Origin of the sequence: Desulforegula conservatrix Mb1Pa (assembly GCF_000426225.1) — a bacterium.
GTDB classification, from domain to species: Bacteria; Desulfobacterota; Desulfobacteria; order Desulfobacterales; family Desulforegulaceae; genus Desulforegula; species Desulforegula conservatrix.
This window is the reverse complement of sequence record NZ_AUEY01000003.1, coordinates 114,310-134,862: the sequence shown is the minus strand read 5'-3', so window position 1 is coordinate 134,862 and position 20,553 is coordinate 114,310. Positions and strand designations below refer to the sequence as shown.

The following is a 20,553-nucleotide window of genomic DNA, read 5'->3' as shown; positions in this document are numbered from 1 at the left end:
TAAAATTGCCGCAAGTTCAGGTGTTCAGAAATAGCCTGTGTTTTTTATAGGAAGGGGGACGGATGGCGAAAATCAGAGTATACGAATTGGCCAAAGAGCTGGGGATGTCGCATAAAGCGCTTCTTGACAAGATCATGCAGTTGGATATCGACGTCAGAAGCCATATGAGCTCGCTGGAGGATGACGCAGTAAAACTAATCAAAGAACAGGTAGCAGGGAAAAAAGCCGAAGACGACGACAAAAACAAACCGACTGTCATCCGCAGAAGAAAAGCTAACGCCGAAACTCCGGAACTCAATCAGGAAACAGCAGCCAAAGCAGAAGATTCCCTTGCAGAAGCAGCAGTAGAAGAATCCTTCGAAGCACATGCAGAAATATCTGAAACCGATATGATAGCAGAACCTGATGATCATGAAGCAGAGCAGACTCAATCTGAAAAGATAGAATCAGATCTGCCGGGCAACACGTTTGCAGAAAAACAGGATGGGCATCAGCCCAGAAAAAAGGATGCATCAGGAAAACATTCTGCGGCAAAGGTTATTTTCAGGCCTGAGCTTCTTGAGCAACCTGAAGAAGTAATGAAGCAAAGCACAAAAGAAAATAAAACTCCGGCCCAGGAACACAAACAGGCAGAGCATCACAAAAAAAGGGAAACAAGGCCAGTGCATGAAACAGAAACAGTTTCTGTTCAGAGACCTTCCGAACCAGAGAATGTAAAAACAGTTATAGCGGAAATAATCGCCGAAGAGGACAAAAAGGCCGAACCGCCTTTTATTCCAGGATCAGAAACTCCAAGACAGGACAAGCAAGGAGCCCCAGCAAAGCCCATGGACACTTCAGTTAAACCTGAAACCGATGACAGCGGGGAAGAAGACAAGGGGTCTTCTAAGTCCAAGAAAAAAGGAAAAAAACCTACGGCTGCGAGAATCATCAAATTGCCTGATTTCATTCCTGAAATTACGCCTAAAAAAACATTCAAGCCCGAAAGAAGGCCTGTTGTCGTAGACGTGCCTATAATCGAGCCTGAAGAAAAAGTCATCGCTCCTGTGGTAAATGCGGAGCCTTCCGATGACAAGGCAAAGAAACGTCATGGCGGCGGCGGTGGAGACAGCTGGGACAAAAAGGGCAAGAAAAAAACCTTCAGCAAAAAAGAAGTTGTTGAGGGCAATGCTCTGTACAGCGAGTCAGGAAGATTCGGAAAGAAAAAGAAGGGCGGAAAGGCCAAGCCTGAGCCACAGAAGACCCAGCTTACTGTTCCTAAAGCCATCAAGAGAAGAATCAAGGTTGACGAAACCATCATTCTGGCTGAACTTGCAAAACGCATGGGCATAAAAGCCAATGAAATGATCGCAAAGCTCATGGAGCTTGGGGTCATGGCGACAGTAAACCAAACCATTGATTACGACACAGCCGTTCTCGTAGCCTCTGAATTCAGCTTTGAAGTTGAAAAAGCGTCTTTTGAGGAAGACACACTTATAGCCCAGGAAGTTGACGCACCAGAATCTCTTATAACAAGAGCTCCGGTCGTTACAATAATGGGCCATGTTGACCACGGGAAAACATCTCTTCTTGACGTCATAAGAAAGACAAAAGTTGCCAATTTCGAAGCTGGCGGTATTACACAGCATATCGGTGCTTACAGCGTAACAACAGATAGAGGCATGATCACATTCCTCGATACTCCCGGACATGAGGCATTTACCTCAATGCGTTCACGCGGAGCCAAAATTACGGACTTAGTTATTCTTGTTGTTGCTGCTGATGACGGAGTAATGCCCCAGACAATTGAAGCCATAAACCATGCAAAAGCTGCCGGCGTTCCTATAATTGTTGCAGTAAACAAAATCGACAAGCCTGACGCTGATCCTGACAGAGTTAAGAGAGAGCTGTCTGATCATGGTGTACTTGCAGAAGACTGGGGCGGTGATGTCATATTTGTTCATGTGTCTGCAAAGCAGGCCATAAACATTGATGCCCTCCTTGAAATGATACTTCTCCAGGCTGAATTCCTCGATCTCAAGGCTAATCCTGAGAAAATGGCAAGAGGCCACGTAATTGAAGCCAAGCTCGATTCAGGAAGAGGCCCTGTTGCTACGGTTCTTATCCAGGAAGGAACGTTAAAGCCAGGGAAATACATAGTCTGCGGTATCCAGTACGGCAGAGTAAGAGCCATGATCAACGACAAGGGACAAAAGGCTGACGAAGCTGGCCCGTCAATCCCTGTAGAAGTTCTTGGTCTTTCAGGTGTTCCAATGGCTGGCGATGAAATCATCGAGTGCAAGAGTGAAAAAGATGCGAGACAGATTAGCCAGGACAGAGCCCAGAAACAGAGAGCAAAAGAATTGGCAAAAAATAGCAGAATGAGCCTCGAAGGCCTGTTCGAAAAGCTTGAGGAAGGCATAGTTAAAGACCTTAACCTCATACTCAAGGCTGACGTTCATGGATCCATTGAAGCACTCAAGGAATCGTTGTCCAAGCTTTCTACCAGCGAAGTGAAGATCAATGTTATTCACTCAGCTACAGGTACTGTTACAGAGTCGGATGTATCGCTGGCGGCTGTTTCAAATGCCATCATACTCGGATTTAACGTCCGTCCTGGCGCAAAAGTTCATGAAATGGCAGAAGAAGAAAATGTTGACATGCGTTTCTACAACATCATCTACGATGCTATCAAGGACATCAAGAACGCCATGATCGGCCTCATGGATTCTACTTACGAGGAACGTGTCATGGGACGCGCGGAAGTAGTTGAGGCATTCAGCATTCCAAAGGTAGGCACAATCGCCGGAGTAATGGTTTCAAACGGCAAGATCCAGCGCAATCTCAAGGCAAGAGTTCTTAGAAACGGAATCATAGTCTATGATGGGAACATTTCATCACTCAGACGCTTCAAGGACGACGTTAAAGAAGTTGCACAAGGTTATGACTGTGGTATCGGCATTGAAAACTTCAATGATATCAAGATTGGCGATACCATCGAGTGTTACTACATGGAAGAAATCAAGCCAAAGATGGATGAATAATTCACATTAACGGCTTTCAGGTGTTTGGAGTATTTATGAAGTCATATCCTAGATCCGAAAGGCTCGAAGGACATATACAAAAAATCCTGGCGGAGATGCTTGTGAAGGAAATCAGCGACCCGAGACTATTTCTGGTCGCTGTTACCGGTGTCAAACTGACGCCTGACAAGAAGGTCGCCACAGTATTTTTTTCTGCCACAGGCGATGAGACAAGGGAAAAGCAAGCACTCGCAGGATTCAAAAGCGCTTATGGATTCATAAAAAGAACGCTTGCCCAGAATCTCGGACTGAAGTATATGCCTGATATCCGCTTTGAGGTGGACAAATCCATCAAATACGGACAGAAGATAGAAGAAATTTTTAAAAACATAAAGAATAGCGACAGCGACAGTAATAGTTAATGATATTAGAGTATTTAAAAAGGAGTACAAACGTACTCCTTGCAAGTCATAAAAATCCTGATGGCGACGCAGTTGGTTCCAGCCTTGCGCTTGGTCTCGCACTGAAATCCCTTGGAAAAACAGTAACAGTCTATAATGAAAGCAGGCTTCCTGCGGTTTTCAGGTATCTGCCGGAAGTCGAGCTTCTGACCCAGACGCCAGGATGCATTGATGACTATGATACTGCCGTGATTCTTGACTGCGGAGACCTGTCAAGAATCGGGAATCTGCATAAAAGCATAGAAAACATTCATATACTTCTGAACATAGACCACCACCAGACAAACACCCGCTTTGGCAAGGCCAGACTTATAAAGCCCGAAGCCTGCTCAACATCCGAGATCATTCACGACCTGATAATGGATCTCGGAGCAGAAATCACCACTGATATTGCTTTTGCAATATATACGGGCATAGTTTCTGACACAGGTTCCTTCAGATTTTCCAACACAACTAGGAAATCTTTCGAAATATGCGCCGATATGGTTGAAAAAGGCGCAAATCCATACATAGTCGCTCAAAATATATACAGCCCATACTCCCTCGGAAGAATCAAACTCCTTAACATGGTACTTGAATCCATTGAAGTGTCAAAGAACGGAAAACTTTCCCTGATGTCTCTGACCCAGAGAATGCTCAGGGAAACAGGCACAAACGCCGAAGATGTTAATGGTCTGGTAAATTACGCAAAACATATCGAAGATGTGAGGGTCGCAGCTTTTATCCAGGAAGCTGAAACCCAGGCCAGGGAGCAAATCAAAGAAGATGAGACGCTGTATTACGTCAGCCTGAGATCAGACGGGACAATAGATGTATCATCATTTGCCGCAAGCTTTGGAGGCGGAGGCCACTCGACAGCGGCCGGCTTCACCACCCTTTCCTCTTTTTCCGCACTCAAGGACAATATAATGCGTCTTGCCGACGCACTTTAATATAAATGGGAAAAATGAAAAACGGACTTATTCTGATTGACAAACCATCCGGCATCAGTTCTGCGTTTGTCGTGGCAAGGGTCAAAAGACTTCTTGGAGCTTCAAAGTGCGGACATACAGGAACCCTTGATCCATTTGCAACAGGCCTTATGGTTGTATGCCTTGAAAAAGCCACAAAAATTTCCTCGTTTCTTTTAGGCGGAGAAAAAACCTACGAAGCTGAGATGCTTCTCGGAATAGAAACAGATACCCAGGACAGAACAGGCCAGATAACGAGCCAGTGCAACCCCGAACTTGTAGATCAAATCAGTGAATCTGATATCAAAAAAGCATGTGAATGTTTTAAAGGTGATATTCTTCAGAAGCCTCCCACTTTTTCAGCCCTAAAACACAACGGAGTTCCTTTATACAAGCTCGCAAGAAAGGGAAAGCCAGTTGAGAAACCGGCGAGACCGGTGACAATTTTTGAGCTTGAGGTTCTTGAAATCAATCTGCCTTCTGTATTTTTCAGGGTAAGATGCTCGTCAGGCACCTACATCCGCACACTATGCTATGATATTGGACAAAAATTAGGATGTGGCGCCCATCTTAAAGAACTGAGAAGAACCGTGAACTGCGGATTCAATGTGGAAGACGCCATAAAACTGGATGATTTCAGGGAAGTTCCTGAAACAGAGCGCATTGACTTCGTTTTCGAACCAGCCACAGCACTCAAAGGAATGCCGGAGCTGATTGCTGATGAATCACTTGAAATTACCATAAGGCATGGCAGAAATCTTGATTCTGTAAGTGCTGAATTTGCTGCGGACAGCGACGGATTTTTGAAAATTGTAAATAAAAATAATGACCTCATGGCTATTTTGAGGTATGAAGATGAATTTGGCAGATATGGATACCACTGTGTCCTGATCTGAAAATCTGCATGGGAAGCGCGTATCACGTTAAGAGTTGTCTGGAACGCTTGGTCTGAATGGAATATTGGACCGCGATTTCGGAGACCACCATGAACAAATCAACATGGTCGGGATATGCAAAATCGTAATATATATTCCAAACCAAACGGAGATTCAAAGAATGACAATGTCAAACGAAGCAAAAAAAGAAGTAATCGAAAAATTCAAGACCCATGAGTCTGACACAGGTTCCCCTGAAGTTCAGATTGCTCTTCTTACAAACAGAATAGAGTATCTGACTGATCATCTCAAGACTCACAAAAAAGATCATCACTCAAGACGAGGTCTTCTTATGCTTGTAGGTCAGCGCAGAAGAATGCTGAACTACCTGAAAAACAAGGAAATTCAGAGATACAGAACCATAATCAAGGCTCTCGGTCTCAGAAGGTAATAAAAAATAAAAAAGCGGCGCATCCTGCGCCGCTTTTTTTGGCAAATTTCATTTCCGCAATCAAGATGCAATACAATTGTAATCTGAATGCGAAATGAGAATAACAAACCCAATGTATCTGGAACACACGGCAAGGGCTCGCGCACAAACAGGATTTCATTTTACACACCAAATTATCCAATCCTGCCTTAATACGACAGCTTAAAATGGAATGCTGTTTTGGCGTAAGTCTCTCCGATTTGTCCGGGTGCAGAGAATCAAGGAAGAAAAAAATATGGAATATGTAGTAGAAGCAATCGTTGAGGGCAAACCGCTTACCATCAAATCCGGAAAAATAGCAAAACAGGCAGCAGGAAGCGCAATCGTTCAATATGGAGACACAATAGTCCTTGTGACTGTTTCCTATATCAAAGACGCAAAGGAAGGAACCGACTTTCTTCCGCTGTCAGTTGAATATATAGAAAAGATATATGCTGCGGGAAGAATTCCTGGCAACTATTTCAGAAGAGAAGTAGGCCGTCCTAGCGAAAAGGAAGTTCTAACCTGCCGCCTCATAGACAGACCTATCAGGCCGCTTTTTCCCGATGAATTCTGTTGCGAGACCCAGGTTATTGCAACGGTTCTTTCAATGGACAAGGAAAACGATTCTGATATTCTTGCCCTCATCGGAGCCTCGGCTGCTCTGAGCATTTCTGAAATACCATTCATGGGCCCAATAGCAGGTGTCAGAGTAGCAAGAATCGGCGGAAAATTTGTTGCAAATCCGACCATAAGCCAGATTTCGGATCCTTCTTGTGATATCAATATTGTTGTGGCCGGATCAAAAAGCGGAATCACAATGGTTGAAGGCGGCGGTCAGATGGTTTCTGAAGCAGAAATGCTCGATGCCATTTATTTCGGACATGATGCAATCAAGCCAATCATAGAGGCCCAGGAAAAGCTCCAGGCTGCGCTTGGCAAAGAAAAGAGAATTTTTGAAGCAAAGCAGCGGGATGAAGCTCTTCTGGCAAAAATAAAAGAAATTGCGTCAGCACCGCTCAGGGTCGCGCTCATGTCTCCTGACAAGTTCAGCCGCAAGGACGCTGTCAGCAAGGTCAAGGCAGAATTGATAGCTGCTCTTGGCGAAGAATATGCAGACCGCAAAGCCGAAGTTTCTGGCATGTATTCAGAGCTTGTCAAAAAAGTCAGCAGGGATATCATACTCACTGATCAAATCAGAGTCGACGGCAGAAAATTTGATGAAGTAAGACCAATCACCTGCGATATTGACATTCTTCCTCGTCCGCACGGCTCGGCTCTCTTCACCAGAGGCGAAACCCAGGTTCTTGGAGTGCTTACCCTCGGATCAGGAAGGGATGCCCAGAAAGTCGAACTTCTCCACGGAGAATCCGAAAAGCAGTTCATGCTTCATTACAACTTCCCTCCGTACTGCGTTGGCGAAGTAAAAAGAGTCGGAGCACCAAGCAGACGTGAATACGGTCACGGTGCTCTTGCGACAAGAGCCATTGAAGCCATTCTTCCTGACAAGGAAAACTTTGATTACACAATCCGTCTTGTATCTGAAGTTACAGAATCAAACGGATCATCTTCCATGGGAACCGTATGCTCCTGCACACTTGCCCTCATGGACGGCGGAGTTCCGATCAAGGCTCCTGTATCAGGCATTGCAATGGGACTTGTAAAGGAAGGCGACAAGATTGCAATCCTTTCTGACATACTTGGAGACGAAGATCATACAGGAGACATGGACTTCAAGGTCTGCGGGACAAGCGAAGGCATCACAGCCCTTCAGATGGACATAAAGATCAACGAGCTTTCCAAGGAAATCATGACCCAGGCCCTTGAACAGGCCAGAAGAGGAAGACTTCATATTCTTGGTAAAATGCTCGAATCTCTTTCTGAATCAAGGGATGAAATATCTCCTCATGCTCCTAAAATACATACAATGCAGATCAATACAGACAAAATCCGCGATATAATCGGAGCGGGTGGCAAGGTAATACGCCAGATCCAGGCAGATACCAATACCCAGATCGAGATAAACGATTCAGGCATTATAAAGATTTCCGCATCAAATGAAGACGACGCTGCCAAGGCCCATAAAATTATCAGCGACATAGCACTCGATCCTGAAGTTGGTGGAATTTACGAAGGTCTCGTTGCAAAGATAACTGACTTCGGAGCTTTTGTCACAATCAAGCCTGGATGCGACGGACTCGTTCATATTTCCGAACTTGCAAAGGAAAGAGTACGCAAGGTAACTGATGTCATCAGCGAAGGCGAGACAATCAGGGTTAAGGTTCTTGAAATCTCAAGGGACGGGAAAATCAGACTGAGCCGCAAGGCCCTTCTGGAAGACACGACGAATGAATAGTCAGTCCTACACAAAAACGACCCTTTCAAACGGGGTCAAGATCCTGAGCATGCATATACCCCATGTCAGATCAGTGGCAATGGGAGTATGGCTTGATACAGGCTCAAGGGACGAATACCCTGAAGAGAACGGCATGGCTCATTTCATTGAGCATATGCTGTTCAAGGGTACGACAACCCGTAGTGCATACGAGATAGCCAAGGCCTTCGACGCAATCGGAGGCCACACCAATGCCTTTACTTCCATGGAAAGCACCTGCTTCCACGCAAAGGCCATTGATACCCATCTTGAAAAAATGTCTGATATTCTGTCAGACATTTTTCTGAATCCTGCTTTTATTCCTGAGGAAATGGAAAATGAACTCCAGGTGGTTCTTCAGGAAATAAGCATGACAGAAGACAATTCTGATGAATATGTTCATCTTCTGTTTGACAGCCATTTCTGGGAAGGCCATCCTTTTTCAAGGAGCATTCTCGGAACACCTGAAATGCTCATGTCCTTCACAAGGGATGATGTTCTTAAATTTTTCAGGCGCAATTACGACCCCCAAAAAGTAATAATTGCGGCGGCTGGGAATATGGAGCACTCAAGAGTGGTTGACCTCGTTGGAAAACGCTTTGAAACCATAAAATCAGGTTTAGGCTTTCCGGACAGAACTCCGCCCGTAATCAGGCCTCATGTCATGGTGCATGAAAAAGATATTGAACAGGCCCATATCTGCATCGGTATGAACGGAATAAATTACACATCACCGGACAGGTTTGCAGCAGGGATCATGAATACAATTCTGGGTGGAAATATGAGCTCCCGTCTTTTCCAGGAAATAAGGGAAAAGCGCGGCCTTGCTTATAATGTTTACTCCTTTAACAGCACAAATACAGATTCAGGATCATTTGGCGTTTATGCCGGAGTCGCTCCTGAGAACGCCCAAAAATCAGTGGCTCTCATAAAAAAAGAGCTGGACAGGCTCATAAAAGAGACTGTCAGCCAGTCTGAATTCGATGCTGCAAGGGAATTCATACGCGGGAACATACTTCTTGCCGAGGAAAATACAGACGGTCAGGTTATGAGAATAGCCCAGAACGAAGCATACTTCGGAAGATTCATATCCGTCGAAGAGGTTTCTGAAAAGCTTGACCAGGTCACAAGGGAAGACATTCAGCGCCTTGCGTCAGAATGTTTCTCTCCTGAAAGCCTCGCTCTGACAGCGCTCGGCCCTGACCTGGACAGAAATAAGCTCAAAGAAGCGCTTTATTCGTAAGTCAGATTAGGACGCATTTTGTCCGTGATCCAACGCCAGGATTTTTGATTTTAGAATTTGAATTTATGATTGATGGAACCAAACCAATGTTTCAAAAAACATCGTTCAAAAATCAGAAATATTAGCATTCGCGGGTCGATTTTTTGTAAAAAAGTTTCACAAAAAAATTGATATTTTGTCTCATTAAGCTTTGATAAAGATATGGTGCCCGGACTATATGGTCTGCGCACCATTTTTTTTGGAACCCGCACAAGGAAAAAGCTGTACAAAAGGCTCTCCTCTTCCTAAAACAGACAAATTGATACAGAAACGTTTTTTTAAAATTAATACCGGAGCATTATGCCAGAAATACCCCTTCTGAAAATTGTAAGACTCAGACCTGACCAGGACGCTGATATTCCCATACCAAGATATATGACTCCCGGTTCTGCGGGCATGGATCTCTGCGCGGCTGTAAACGAAGATACGGTCATTGAGCCAGGAGACATTTTTCTTGTTCCCACAGGTTTTGCCATGGCCATTCCTCAAGGTTATGAAGGTGAAATAAGGCCAAGAAGCGGACTTGCCGTAAAATTCGGAATAACCCTGATTAATTCACCAGGAACTGTTGATGCAGACTATCGTGAAGAAGTTAAGGTGGCCATAATAAACCTTGGGAAGGCCCCGTTCGTGCTTAAAAGAGGCGATCGTGTGGCCCAGATGCTGATCAAGAAGGTTTATCAGGTGACAATTGATGAAGTTGAAAAGCTTTCAAAAACAGAAAGAACCGGCGGGTTCGGACATACCGGGATATAACGGAAAATAAATCAATGCCTGATCCAGTGACATTTAACAATTACAAATCCACAGAACATATTTACGATGAATCCGGCAGCATTGATCAAGAGATGTCAGTATGTGTCCTTGCCAGCGGCAGCAAGGGTAATTCCACATATGTTTCATCAGGCAAATATTCTATCCTTATCGATGCGGGTCTTTCGGGCATAGAGCTTGAAAAAAGAATGGCCTCCAAGAATCTGCCGACCTCAAATCTGAAGGCTATACTCATAACCCACGAACACACTGACCATGTCCAGGCCGCGTTCGTATTATCAAAAAGATATAAAATTCCTGTTTACGCCTCAAGGGCGACAATGGCCGCAATCGGTGACAAAAAAAAATCATTCCATGAAATCCGGGAATTTGTATGCGGCAATGCATTCAGAATAAACGGAATGGAAATCCAACCATTCAGTATATCCCACGACGCTGTAGATCCGGCAGGATTCACTGTTTCATCCGGTTTAAAAAAAATGGGTATTGCAACCGATCTTGGAATCGCCACATCCCTTGTCAAAACAAGACTCATGAACTGCGGTCTCGTAATGATCGAGGCAAACCATGATCCGGTAATGCTTGCATCCGGCCCATATCCGTGGACACTCAAGCAGAGAGTGAGAAGCAGGGTCGGGCATCTGTCAAACCAGGAAGCCAAAGAACTCGTCACCCAGATTATCCATCCAGGACTCAGACAGGTAATAATCGGCCATGTAAGCGAAAAAAACAACACCCGTGAAATGGCCCTCGGAACCGTATCTGAAGCGATAAGAGGCAGACGCGTAGGGATAACGGTCGCTGATCAGACATCAGCTTCTGAAGTTTATAAGATCTGACAGCCCTGCCCCCATTGTCTCCCCAAATATAACAGTTAATGTGACATCCATGCCACTTGACAGTGAATTTCCCAGACACAATTTAATCAATAGCATGAAAAAAATCTCCATAATCATGATAGAGTCTTTTCAAATTATAAATTCTTGAGCATTTATCAATGGTGTAATAAAAAAGGGGATGGGCTGCTTTTGTCCCTGACTTTCTTGCAGCATTGGCAATCAGCAAAAACCTTAAATGATCCTTGGCGTTAATAGATGAAGAAGCTCAATTTCAATACATGGATGCTCGTAAGAACAATACCACCGAAAGATCTTCTTTCAATACTGATGCATATCTCGGATACGAGTGCGGCTGTCATAATAATGAACATGACAGTCGAAGGCGCTGCGGGACTCATGAAGATAATCAAGCCTGAAAAGCGCGAGAAGATCCTGTCAATCCTCATCGATCTTGAAAGCATAACCGAAACCGCTCTAAACCAGATCCTTGATAAGGTAGAAGAAGAAATTGTCAGGTCACTAGAGGTCAGATATAAGGATTTCAACCCAAAAAAACATCTGGCAGAGATGATATGCATCTCGGATACAAAAGAAAGATCCCATATGATGTCTGCCATCAAGGAAAAAAAGAAAACCTATTTCAGCATTCTTGAAAAGGAAATCAAGGCCTACAAAGAAAAGCACGGAGTCTATTTTTTCGAGGACATCATGGGCATAAGGGATATGGACATAAGCTCCAGAATTTTCAGGGTTGATATAGGAATCATAGCTATGGCCCTCCTTGATTCAACCGATGCCATAAAAAACAAGATATTCTCGAATATACCCTCAAGATTCAGGGAAATAATAGAAGAAGATATGAAATTCGCATCAGGAGCAGATCCCGAAGAAATTGACGAGGCCCAGCAAACTCTTGTTGAAGCTCTTATCAGACCTTAAAGCGAATGAACACCAATCAAACTTTGGCATCTTGACGGCCTTGAATGATGAGCCCTCGCAAAATATCAAAATGGCATAATGCCATGCCGGATCTGGTTTAATCTGTTGTGCCCCGGTGTCAGACCGCCCACAACAGATTCATACTTCCGGCATTAGAGGAAATATTTAAAACGGCTTTTTGCGGGCGTGTCAAACAGCAAGGGGGCATATGAGGCATCAATTCGAAAGAGCCAGAATATTCTGTGTAATTTTCATACCCATATTATTCATGTGGGGAATAATGCTTTTCGGCGCTTTTAACGAAAGAGAAAGGGTGCTTGATTCCAGCTCCCGCATAATAGAGCAGCTGCTATCCCTTCTTGAAGAGCAGATAAAGGGATTGTTCAAAACAATCGAACTTTCTCTTTATTCATCGGAAAGATGGATTTCAACCCATCCCTACGCAAATCCGGCCACATCGGCAGAATTCATAAATCTTGTCGACGGATTCAGAAGACTCTCTGACAATAAAGTGGATATCACAATAATCTCTCCATCAGGTGACCTTCAAATCATAGCCCAAAGCAGTGAGCGGGCCAGGGTCAATGTTTCTGACCATGAATACTTCAAGGCCCAGTTTAGTGAGGCTACAAGAGGTTTCTATGTTGGCTCTCCGGTTAAAAGCAAAATCACAAATGAATGGCTTTTACCAGTATCCATTCCTGTAAATTCGGCGTCAAAATATGCTGGCGTGATTCTTGCTACAATCGAATTAAAAAAGATAATCGAACTGCTCGAAAAGTCACGGATAAAGCCTAAGGGCACAATAGCCATACTGTCACCTGAGGGCCTCATCAATGTGAGGGTTCCGTTTAATGAAAAAATGATTGGCAAGCCAATTCTGGAAAAATCTGAACTTTATAAGCATAGGAACAAGGACATGGAAACATTCCTGACCGATGGCAATATCACAGACGGAGTTACCAGAATGGTGAGCTTTTCAAAGCTAAAGGATTTCCCCATAATCGTTTCGGTTTCGTCCGCAATGGACGATATCCTCGAAACATGGAAAAAGCTGACCATTGCAATCATAGGCCTTGGCACAGGCGTTACTTTTTTTGTGGTTTTCTTTTGGTTCCAGCTGCTTGATGCAATCAGATCAAGGGAAGAAGCCCAGACAAAGCTTGAGTATCAGGCTAAAATTGATGTTTTGACCGGGCTTCGTAACAGACGAGCCTTTCTCGAAAAACTCGGTTCTGAAATCGAAAGATCGAATAGATATTCAAGACCCCTTTCACTGCTCATGATTGATCTGGATTATTTCAAAAAGATTAACGACAGATTTGGCCACAGCGCAGGCGATGAAGTCCTCAAATCACTTGGAAAGCTCTTCTGCGACACAATAAGGGGCGTTGATATTGCAGGCAGAATAGGAGGCGAGGAATTCTGCATTCTTCTGCCAGAGTCTGATATTAAATCAGCGACCGACGTGGCGGAAAGGATAAGGAGCAAATTTGAAAAGCTCAAGATAATCTCTGGAACAAATGAAATCAGGGCAACGCTGAGCATCGGCGTATCAAGGCTTATGGAATCGGATAAAGCGCCAGAAACCATTATGGATAGAGCCGACAAAGCGCTTTATCTGGCAAAGGACAAGGGCCGCAACAGGGTTGAGGCGTCTTTCTGAAGCAATAGATACGAATCGCCTTGGAATACATGATATTTAAAAAATAAATTTTCCCCAAAATATTCGCAAAGGGACACATGAAAATCAAATTCAGAAGAACCAGGGCAGGCATATTTGGCATAATATCCTTACTCGTTTGTTTCATGTGGGGCATGGTCTTTTTCTGGTCTTTCTCAGAACGTGAAAGGATTCTTGACGCAGACGCCAAAATCCTCGGTCAGCTCAGATCAGCATTAGATGAGCAGACAACTGGTCTGTTCAGGATTATAGAGCTTTCTCTCCAGGCTTCCGAAAGGTGGATTGCGGATCATCCTGACTCAGACCCAGCCAGCGCTGAGGAATTCATAGGTCTTGTGGACGGATTCAGAAAGCTTTCGGACAATCTTGTGGATATAAGGATAGTCTCTCCTTCAGGAGGGCTTCATTATATTCCGAAACAGTCCGAATACGAGCTGGCAAATGTTTCTGACCGCGAATATTTCAAAGTCCAGCTGGATGACTCCACAAAAGGATTTTATATATCCCAGCCACTGAAAAGCAGGGTCACCAATAAATGGCTGGTGCCTATATCTATACCTGTTAATGCCAAGTCAAAATACGTAGCAGTGATTTTCGCAGCAATAGAACTTGACAGGATTGCAGAACTTCACGAAAATTCCAGAATCAAGCCAAACGGGACAATAACAATACTCTCAAATAAGGGGCAGATTATTGCACGAGCCCCGTTTAACGAAAAAATCATTGGCAAATCTATCTTGAGTTATTCTGAGTTCAGCACTCATATGCAAAAAGAAAGCGGGACTTTTCTGACTGATGGCAGCGCTACGGACGGCGTGACCAGATTAGTGAGTTTTTCAAGGCTAAAGAGTTATCCCCTTGTCATTGCGGTTTCTTCTGCGATGAAAGATGTTCTTGCGCCATGGAAAAAGCAGACCATGACGATCATTGGCCTTTGTTTCTGGGTTACGGTTTTTGTGGCTTTTCTCTGGTACCATCTGCTGGCTTCAATAAAATACAGTGAAGAGGCCCAAGCAAAGCTCGAGTTTCAGGCAAAGATTGACGCATTGACAGGTCTTCTTAACAGAAGGGCCTTTCTTGAGGAACTAAACACAGAAATTGAAAGATCCCACCGTTATTCAAGATCCCTTTCGCTATTAATGATTGATGTTGACTACTTCAAAAAGGTCAACGACAAATATGGACATAGCGCAGGAGATGAAGTTCTAAGATCAATGGGAAAGCTTTTCAAAGACACTATCAGAAATATGGATATTGCCGGAAGGATAGGCGGAGAAGAATTCTGCGTTATTTTACCTGAGACAGACATAACATCAGCGAATGACGCGGCTGAACGAATCAGGAGCAGATGTGAAGATATCAGGATAACCGCAGGTTCAAATGAAATAAAGGCAACTCTCAGCATAGGAATATCAGGGCTTATGGAATCAGACATAACCCCTGAATCTATTATGGAAAGGGCTGACAAGGCACTTTATCTGGCCAAGGATAACGGCCGCAACAGAATTGAAACCATCATTGAAAATTGATGAACTTGCAAAAAAACCCAAAAGGCGTTGACTTCATGCCGGGCCTGATCCGGCATCCTGTATTTACAGACACTTCGGGACCTTTTATTCGATTAAAGAACTCTGATTAATCCTCCGTGAGAAAAAGCACAAATTGTCAAGCAGTCCATATTATTATCCATTATATATCTCCTCATGAAGGGAGATAGCATGAATGAAAGAACCAGACAGGATTACGAAGAACGCATTCTGAGGGTGCAGATGCATATTCAAAAGCATCTCGACAGACAGCTCGGGACTAAAGAACTTGCAGGTGTTGCTTGCTTTTCACCGTGGCATTTCAACAGGATTTTCAGGGCCATGACAGGAGAGTCGCTCATGGATTACACAAGGAGGCTCAAGCTTGAGCGCGCTGCCTGGGATCTGAAATACACCTCAAGGCCAGTCACAGATATAGCTTTTGATGCTGGCTATGAAAATCATGAATCGTTTTCCCGTGCGTTCAAGAAAATTTTCCTTATGTCTCCAATGGATTACAGGAAATCTGGCACAAGCATCGGGTTATCTCCTGAAAAGACTATTTATTCAGAAGTCACAATAAAAAATTATGGAGAGACTAAAATGGACGTAAGAATTGAAAACCTTGAAGAAATAACTGTGGCATCTGTACGCCATACTGGAAGCTATTTTGAATGCCATACAGCTTGGCAGAAACTATGCAGCAATGACTCGGTTATGAAAAATGCCGTTATGCCACATCTTTGCGTTGGTATTGGCTACGATGATCCTGACATAACAGAAAAGGACAAAATTCGTTATGACGCCTGCATCAAAGTAAATGACAATTACATTCCGGAAAATGGGGTAATAAAACAAAAAATCATGGGCGGGGAATTTGCGGTTCTTACCCACAAAGGAAGTTATGACGGATTGCATGACTGTTACCGCTGGCTTTACGGAGAATGGCTTCCTTCAAGCGGCTATGAACCAGGACTTGCGCCTTCCCTGGAAATATACAGAAACAGCCCAGAAACAACTCCTGCCGAAGAGCTTGTAACTGATATCTGCATTCCTATTCATAAATAATCGACATTTTACGAAAGTCCCGCTGATTTCTGCGGGGCCTTTATTTATACTCATCAATGTCACAGCCTGAACATTTGAAATGAGTCAGGCAGTTTAAATGCCTGCCTGTTGTTGCATTATTACTGGAAAACTCTTTTGAAAAAGGGTTTTCCAGACCTTTCCCAAAACTTTTATATTTTTTTATTAAGAGTTGAGAACATATGTTTTTTCACGCAAAAGAATCCATAACCGAAAAGTTTTTGCCAAGCTTTTTTCAAAAAGCGGCCTTTGACCTTTCATCTAACTGAAGAGTTCCATTTATGATGATGTGAAGTATATTCTGGTATTTAAACCTGAAAACGCAAAGCACGGTAACGAGTCAAGCCATAAATCAAATCACAGCTTCCATCCCCAAAACTTGAGATATCCGGCAAAGTCACGCATATCTGATTCATTTCTGTTCCAGGGTTTCAAGCTCGTATAAAAGGGATTCCCATACTCATCGGGCGGTGAGTAAATTTTGTCCGAACCGACAAAAAGATCAAGGCTGATGAGACTCATGAACATCATCTCAAGGGGTTTTACAGTCCCTTTTACATGGCCTTTCATTAAGCCGTCCTTATGGAAAAAATTCACGGTTTTGCCTTCGCCTGCCGAGATCTTTTCAAGTTCGGACATATCATGCTTCTTCATTTCAAATCTGGGACGTTCATCCGAGGCATTCAAATTCTCTTTTGCCAAAGGCCTTATATCCATGACCCTGTGCACATCAGGCCTTATTTTCAGAAGAATGGAGGATGAATCAGAATTGGAAAGATCTATCATTCCGGGAAGGGTTTCCCCATATAAATCAAAAGATTCTTTATTCCAGCCATCAGGATACGCGCTTTCCTGGAGATAGTTTGTCGGAATTATGGCATTGTAGCACCCGCATGTATGCACTGTGGTGACAAGAACAGCCTTGTTTGAAGAATCCATGGTGACAATCACAAGAAGGCCAACATTGTTTCCGGCTGTAAGATGGAAATATGGCACTCTGGGAAAGTGAACCCTGTAAATTCTATTTGTATAGCTTCCATTTTCTGTTTTGAATTTCTGGGTCTGGGTGAAAACAGACGGCTTTGTTATATCTATGATGATTTCCTCGTCACCTCCATCAAGAATTACGGCTGATGGAGTTCCGATCCTGTTGAGATCTTTTTCATAACCCTGAATTTCAAAAACAGGGGAGAATTCAGATTTTTCATCTGACATTGAATATATGGCAGATATGGATTTTGAGTCTTTTTGAAGACCAGAACATCCGGTAAGTCCGCAAAAAAGAAAAAAACTCAAAAATATGAAGACAATGCATTTATTCAAAAAAATCAGCCGATGAATCTGCTGTTTTAATATCATTATGAGTATTACCTTTCAAAATATGAACATAAGTTTTTTGCTGAGCTTTTTCCAAAAAAGCGGCCCGACGGCACATGATTTTCAATTTATGATTTTTGAAATATTGGTCTGATTACATCAATCATAAATCAAAAATTATGACGTCTGATTACGAGCAAAGGGCGCTCTAATCAGACCTGCGAATCCAAATCACTTTTTCTCAGGAGGTGCTTCTTTTGCGTCCTGGGGCTTTTTTTCAGTCTCGGGACGGACAGTTTTCGTGCCATTTTTTGCGGCAATCACCTCGCTTATGGTAGCAGCCTTTTCACTGTTTACATAAGACATGATCTTACCTGCAACATCGCCATTCATTCTGAGAATCACTTTTTTGGCTACATCGTTATCGAGTTTGTCAAACAGGGCAGCGGCGCTTTTGGGTTTCATGGCGGAATATGTTTTAACAAGCTGCTTGAGCCTTGTTTCTTCTTCGGCTTTTTCAGCCGCGTCCTTTGCAATCTCTTCGGCTGATTTTTTGGAATCCAGATTCTTTATAGATCCTTCTGTTTCCTGACGAATCTTGGTAAGCTCATCAACTTTTTCATCTATTTCTTCTTTCAGGGTCTCAAGACGTTTTCTTTCTGAATTGATTCTTTCTTCTTCTGCCGCAAGTGCTTTTTTCTTATCCTCTATTGCCTTGAGCATTGCAGAAACTTCTTCCTCTGACGGACCTTTTGGAGCCTCTTCTGCTTTGGCAGCCTCGCCCTCGGCCTTTTTTTCACCTTCAGCGGCTTTTTCTTCGCCTTCCTTGCCTTTTTCTTCAGCCGGTTTTTCGTCCTTATCCGCTTTTTTTTCTTCCTTTTTGGCCTCTGCCTTATCTTCTTTTTTTTCAGCGGGCTTTTCTTCTTTCTTTGCCTCGGCAAAAACCGGGGAAACAGAAATAGAATTCTTCTCTGTTCCAGGCGGAGAAAAATAAAAAACCATGAACAAAACCAATGAAAACAGTATGATTGAATATTTCATTTCAGGTTTTCCCTCGCTTTTCTGACCATGATTATCTCATCCGCAATTTTTTGCTGGCTCGATGCCATTTCTTCAAGGTATTCAGTCCTCTTTTTCTGTTTAAGATTCTCAATGGCTTTTTTATCAACCGATCTTTTTGCAAGAGCCTGCTGTTTTTCCCTCACGACCTTCATTAGTCTGATTCTTCTGTCTTCTTCACTGAGAATCATTGCATCCAGGGAGTCGATGAAAGAAGTGTGAAGCCTGTACTGGTCTGATGAAATACCCTTTGCCATTTCCCTGTCCATTTCAACCATGGCGTTGATCTTGTCATTTTCCAGTTTTTTTATCTGTTCCTCACAGTCTGAGAGATTTTTCAAAGCTTCGGCAAGTTCCTGCTTTGCCTTCTGCTCCATGAAGGTACGATATTTTAAAAGAGGCTCAAGACTGAATCTGAATTTTTTCATAAAACATCATCCTTGATGGACTTGCAAAAAGTCAAATAAAGCATCAGCGTTATGCCGGACTTGATAAAACATCCAGTAATTTCAATTATTTCTGGATTCAGGCCTGCGCCGCAATGACTTTAATCGGACTTTTTACGACCTTGTAATCCTTAGTTCTTGAAGATATTCTTCAATTCAGCCACGCCCATCTCAATGGACATTTTCTTGTCAACAGACTGTCTCAGAAAAGCATTTATTTTAGGCATTACCTTTCTGGCATAGTCGATTCTGCTGTCAGAACCTTCCACATAAGCTCCGATATTGATCATATCCTCGACCTCCCGGTATGCGGCCATCAGATCTATGGCCTTCTGCCTCATTTTAAGATGCTCCGGCTCAGTCACATCCCTGATTACACGGCTTACGCTTTCAAGAACCTCTATTGCAGGATAATGACCTTTGTTGGCAAGACGTCTGGACAATACAATATGACCGTCAACTATAGAACGCACGGTATCTCCGACAGGGTCATTGAGATCGTCACCTTCCACAAGAACCGTATATATTCCGGTGATACTTCCCTTGCCTGCAACTGCGCCGGCCCTTTCAAGCAGAATAGGAATCTGCACGAAAAAAGAAGGCGTGTAGCCTCGACTGGTCGGGGGCTCACCAGCAGCTAGGCCTACGTCTCTCGAAGACATGGCAAAACGGGTGATGGAGTCCATGATCAAAAGCACGTCTTTGCCCTGATCCCGGAAATATTCCGCAATTGTGGTGGCAAGATAAGCTCCCCTCATTCTTACCAGGGGCGGAGTGTCGGAAGTGGCCGCGATCACGACAGAATTTTTTAATCCGTCAGGGCCAAGATTGCTTTCAACAAAATCCTTAACCTCCCTGCCTCGCTCACCAATGAGTGCTATTACTGAAACATTGGCTGTCGTATGCTTGGCCATCATGCCCATGAGCATGCTTTTACCAACTCCTGAACCAGCCATGATGGCTATTCTTTGGCCTCTTCCAAGAGGGATCATGACATTAATGGCTGCCACGCCGACATCAAGGGGCTCGTGAATCTGGCGTCTTTCAAGTGGATTGATGGGATTGCCGTAAAGGGGGTATTCAGCCTCGGGTTTTATTGGCCCAAGCCCGTCCAGGGGTTCACCCATTCCGCTCACGACTCTTCCAAGAAAAGCGTCGCCAACAAAAGCCCTGGGGCTCTTGTCCATGAGTGTGACCTTACTGCCAGCCCTTATTCCCCTTGTTTCTCCATATGGCATGAGAAGAACACGGCTGCCTCTGAATCCGACAACCTCTGCCATCATTTCATGGCCGTCATCCTTTGTAATTCTGCAAAGACTGCCGATCCCCATACCCAGGCCATCAGCCTCTGCAATAAGTCCGATGACATTTACAATCCTGCCCTCTATTTCTCCAAGCCTGCAGGAATCAATGGCATCGAAGTATTTTTCCCAGTGAATCTCATGTATATGGGGGTCGGTCATTAAAAGC

The 20,553-nt window shown here is 43.8% G+C and carries 17 protein-coding genes; 13 read left to right on the top strand and 4 right to left on the bottom strand.

All coding sequences use genetic code 11. From position 1 onward, the window contains the following. Positions 1–62: 62 nt before the first annotated feature. From infB to K245_RS0102435, 13 genes are all read left to right on the top strand, one after another. Positions 63–3,023: a translation initiation factor IF-2 gene (gene infB, locus K245_RS0102500; RefSeq protein ID WP_027358037.1), complete on the top strand. Its 2,961-nt coding sequence runs from the start codon at positions 63–65 to the stop codon at positions 3,021–3,023. A 35-nt stretch (positions 3,024–3,058) separates the two neighbouring features. Then, positions 3,059–3,424, top strand: coding sequence for a 30S ribosome-binding factor RbfA (rbfA, locus tag K245_RS0102495; RefSeq protein ID WP_027358036.1), 366 nt, complete (start codon positions 3,059–3,061; stop codon positions 3,422–3,424). Beyond that, complete coding sequence (locus K245_RS22745) at positions 3,424–4,395, top strand: DHH family phosphoesterase (RefSeq protein ID WP_051283804.1); 972 nt, start codon at positions 3,424–3,426, stop codon at positions 4,393–4,395. The genes rbfA and K245_RS22745 overlap by 1 nt, the downstream gene beginning before the upstream one ends. Positions 4,396–4,409: 14 nt before the next feature. Beyond that, complete coding sequence (gene truB, locus K245_RS0102485) at positions 4,410–5,309, top strand: tRNA pseudouridine(55) synthase TruB (RefSeq protein WP_027358035.1); 900 nt, start codon at positions 4,410–4,412, stop codon at positions 5,307–5,309. A gap of 160 nt (positions 5,310–5,469) precedes the next feature. After that, on the top strand, positions 5,470–5,739 hold the full coding sequence (gene rpsO / locus K245_RS0102480; RefSeq protein ID WP_027358034.1) for a 30S ribosomal protein S15: 270 nt from the start codon (positions 5,470–5,472) through the stop codon (positions 5,737–5,739). Positions 5,740–6,013: 274 nt separating this feature from the next. Next, positions 6,014–8,113, top strand: a complete 2,100-nt coding sequence (gene pnp / locus K245_RS0102475) for a polyribonucleotide nucleotidyltransferase (protein ID WP_027358033.1) — start codon at positions 6,014–6,016, stop codon at positions 8,111–8,113. Then, entirely contained in the window at positions 8,106–9,374 is a 1,269-nt protein-coding gene (locus K245_RS0102470; RefSeq protein WP_027358032.1) for a M16 family metallopeptidase, read from the top strand. Before pnp ends, K245_RS0102470 begins: the two co-directional genes overlap by 8 nt. A gap of 339 nt (positions 9,375–9,713) precedes the next feature. After that, on the top strand, positions 9,714–10,169 hold the full coding sequence (dut, locus tag K245_RS0102465; protein WP_027358031.1) for a dUTP diphosphatase: 456 nt from the start codon (positions 9,714–9,716) through the stop codon (positions 10,167–10,169). A gap of 14 nt (positions 10,170–10,183) precedes the next feature. After that, positions 10,184–11,026 carry an MBL fold metallo-hydrolase gene (locus K245_RS0102460; RefSeq protein ID WP_156906674.1) on the top strand — a complete coding sequence of 281 codons (843 nt, stop codon included), beginning with the start codon at positions 10,184–10,186 and terminating at the stop codon, positions 11,024–11,026. 255 nt (positions 11,027–11,281) lie between these two features. Then, complete coding sequence (locus K245_RS0102450; RefSeq protein ID WP_027358029.1) at positions 11,282–11,965, top strand: FliG C-terminal domain-containing protein; 684 nt, start codon at positions 11,282–11,284, stop codon at positions 11,963–11,965. 208 nt (positions 11,966–12,173) lie between these two features. Further along, the gene (locus K245_RS0102445; RefSeq protein WP_027358028.1) at positions 12,174–13,631 is read left to right on the top strand and encodes a sensor domain-containing diguanylate cyclase; all 1,458 of its coding nucleotides are present in this window, start codon (positions 12,174–12,176) and stop codon (positions 13,629–13,631) included. A gap of 77 nt (positions 13,632–13,708) precedes the next feature. Then, the gene (locus K245_RS22740; RefSeq protein ID WP_051283802.1) at positions 13,709–15,178 is read left to right on the top strand and encodes a sensor domain-containing diguanylate cyclase; all 1,470 of its coding nucleotides are present in this window, start codon (positions 13,709–13,711) and stop codon (positions 15,176–15,178) included. 189 nt (positions 15,179–15,367) lie between these two features. Beyond that, a complete protein-coding gene (locus tag K245_RS0102435) occupies positions 15,368–16,243 on the top strand; it encodes an AraC family transcriptional regulator (RefSeq protein ID WP_027358027.1) in 876 nt (291 codons plus the stop codon). 375 nt (positions 16,244–16,618) lie between these two features. Here K245_RS0102435 and K245_RS0102430 read toward each other — a convergent pair whose 3' ends face one another. The 4 genes from K245_RS0102430 to K245_RS0102415 all read right to left on the bottom strand — a co-directional run bounded on the left by K245_RS0102430 (position 16,619) and on the right by K245_RS0102415 (position 20,546). Beyond that, positions 16,619–17,584, bottom strand: coding sequence for a hypothetical protein (locus K245_RS0102430; protein WP_156906673.1), 966 nt, complete (start codon positions 17,582–17,584; stop codon positions 16,619–16,621). Between the two features lie 225 nt (positions 17,585–17,809). After that, a complete protein-coding gene (locus K245_RS26240) occupies positions 17,810–18,619 on the bottom strand; it encodes a MotE family protein (RefSeq protein ID WP_051283801.1) in 810 nt (269 codons plus the stop codon). Next, positions 18,616–19,065 carry a flagellar export protein FliJ gene (fliJ, locus tag K245_RS0102420; RefSeq protein ID WP_027358025.1) on the bottom strand — a complete coding sequence of 150 codons (450 nt, stop codon included), beginning with the start codon at positions 19,063–19,065 and terminating at the stop codon, positions 18,616–18,618. Before fliJ ends, K245_RS26240 begins: the two co-directional genes overlap by 4 nt. 149 nt (positions 19,066–19,214) lie before the next feature. After that, entirely contained in the window at positions 19,215–20,546 is a 1,332-nt protein-coding gene (locus K245_RS0102415; RefSeq protein ID WP_027358024.1) for a FliI/YscN family ATPase, read from the bottom strand. Positions 20,547–20,553: the final 7 nt, after the last annotated feature.

Bases quoted from the DNA above. Each gene is read 5' to 3' on its own strand.
- rbfA (WP_027358036.1), top strand. From the start codon at position 3,059: ATGAAGTCATATCCTAGATCCGAAAGGCTCGAAGGACATATACAAAAA.
- K245_RS26240 (WP_051283801.1), bottom strand. From the start codon at position 18,619: ATGAAATATTCAATCATACTGTTTTCATTGGTTTTGTTCATGGTTTTT.
- K245_RS0102450 (WP_027358029.1), top strand. From the start codon at position 11,282: ATGAAGAAGCTCAATTTCAATACATGGATGCTCGTAAGAACAATACCA.
- fliJ (WP_027358025.1), bottom strand. From the start codon at position 19,065: ATGAAAAAATTCAGATTCAGTCTTGAGCCTCTTTTAAAATATCGTACC.
- K245_RS0102445 (WP_027358028.1), top strand. From the start codon at position 12,174: ATGAGGCATCAATTCGAAAGAGCCAGAATATTCTGTGTAATTTTCATA.
- rpsO (WP_027358034.1), top strand. From the start codon at position 5,470: ATGACAATGTCAAACGAAGCAAAAAAAGAAGTAATCGAAAAATTCAAG.
- infB (WP_027358037.1), top strand. From the start codon at position 63: ATGGCGAAAATCAGAGTATACGAATTGGCCAAAGAGCTGGGGATGTCG.
- K245_RS0102470 (WP_027358032.1), top strand. From the start codon at position 8,106: ATGAATAGTCAGTCCTACACAAAAACGACCCTTTCAAACGGGGTCAAG.
- K245_RS22740 (WP_051283802.1), top strand. From the start codon at position 13,709: ATGAAAATCAAATTCAGAAGAACCAGGGCAGGCATATTTGGCATAATA.
- truB (WP_027358035.1), top strand. From the start codon at position 4,410: ATGAAAAACGGACTTATTCTGATTGACAAACCATCCGGCATCAGTTCT.
- dut (WP_027358031.1), top strand. From the start codon at position 9,714: ATGCCAGAAATACCCCTTCTGAAAATTGTAAGACTCAGACCTGACCAG.
- pnp (WP_027358033.1), top strand. From the start codon at position 6,014: ATGGAATATGTAGTAGAAGCAATCGTTGAGGGCAAACCGCTTACCATC.
- K245_RS0102435 (WP_027358027.1), top strand. From the start codon at position 15,368: ATGAATGAAAGAACCAGACAGGATTACGAAGAACGCATTCTGAGGGTG.
- K245_RS0102415 (WP_027358024.1), bottom strand. From the start codon at position 20,546: ATGACCGACCCCCATATACATGAGATTCACTGGGAAAAATACTTCGAT.
- K245_RS0102460 (WP_156906674.1), top strand. From the start codon at position 10,184: ATGCCTGATCCAGTGACATTTAACAATTACAAATCCACAGAACATATT.
- K245_RS22745 (WP_051283804.1), top strand. From the start codon at position 3,424: ATGATATTAGAGTATTTAAAAAGGAGTACAAACGTACTCCTTGCAAGT.